At 54.5% G+C, this 1,161-nt stretch carries 1 protein-coding gene; it reads right to left on the minus strand.

Going from position 1 to position 1,161, the window contains the following annotated elements; translation table 11 throughout:
- Positions 1–193: 193 nt before the first annotated feature.
- Positions 194–1,159, minus strand: coding sequence for an IS5 family transposase (locus CJZ82_RS17465; protein WP_094556996.1), 966 nt, complete (start codon positions 1,157–1,159; stop codon positions 194–196).
- Positions 1,160–1,161 lie beyond the last annotated feature (2 nt).

Here is a 1,161-nt window from a genome sequence, read left to right on the forward strand (position 1 = left end):
TAGGGAAGCTCTGATCAAGACGGCTCAATCCAAACAACCCAGTCTCATTCTCATCAATGAGACGTTATTGAGCAGATTTTGCCCACTGTTCGCTCACAGCAGTCCTTGCAGAGATGTTCAGGCAGCTTCCACTATGCGTTTTCCCTTGACTTCTGGATGATTGCCGACCTTTAATGCACGCTAAATCCTTGTACTACGCTGGATCAGGTATCCGTTTCCGTACCATCCAAAGGTTTGCAAGGGCAAAGAGCAACTTCAGTTTGAGGTCGTTCTTGCGGATGCCTCGATAGAAGACCTTCCGGAATCCGAACTGACATTTGATGATCCGAAAGGGATGCTCCACTTTGGCGCGGAAGTGGGCTTTCGCCGTCTCAATCAGATCCAGAAGCCTGCCCTCTGGTGTCTCTGGAAGCACTCTGCGCTGGCCGGGCTTCATGGCAATCCTGAATTCAGCCTCGAAGCCTTGGAAGTCGTTTCGTTTCTCGATGCCGATGTGGCCTGCATCGCCGTAGATGAGGCGTTCATCCCCATGGAGCCGCTCAGCTGCTGTATTCAGCTCATGCACGTTGGCCGCAGTGCTCTCAACAGAGTGGACCAGCCCAGATGCGGCATCAACGCCAATGTGGCAGCGCATTCCAAAGAACCACTGCTTGCCCTTGGCTACCGAGTGCATTTCAGGATCCCTCTGCTTGGCCTTGTTTTTGGTGGAGCTGGGGGCATTGATGATCGTGGCATCAAGGATCGTGCCTTCCCTCAGCATCACTCCCCTCTCGCTCAGCATCTGGTTCACACCCGCGAGGATCTGCTCGGCGATCCGGTGCTCTTCCAGCAGATGGCGAAAGTTGAGGATCGTGGTCTCATCAGGGATCCGGCCTTCCATCGTCTCGATCCCTGCGAAGCGGCGGAAGCAGGGCGTATCGATTAGCATCTCCTCCATCAGTGGATCTGAAAGCGTGAACCATTGCTGCAGCAGATGGATTCGCAGCATCACCTCCAAAGGAATCGGCGGACGGCCTCCTTTGCTGGAGGGCTTGTGATACACAGGCTCTATTAAGGCCAGAAACGCCTCCCAGGGAACCGTGGCCTCCATCTCATCCAAGAAGCGCTGACGACGCGTCCTCTTTTTGGCAAAGATCTGCTCGTAGTCCGTAAAGCCCAGCT

Source organism: Synechococcus sp. 1G10 (assembly GCF_002252625.1).
Taxonomy (GTDB): domain Bacteria; phylum Cyanobacteriota; class Cyanobacteriia; order PCC-6307; family Cyanobiaceae; genus Regnicoccus_A.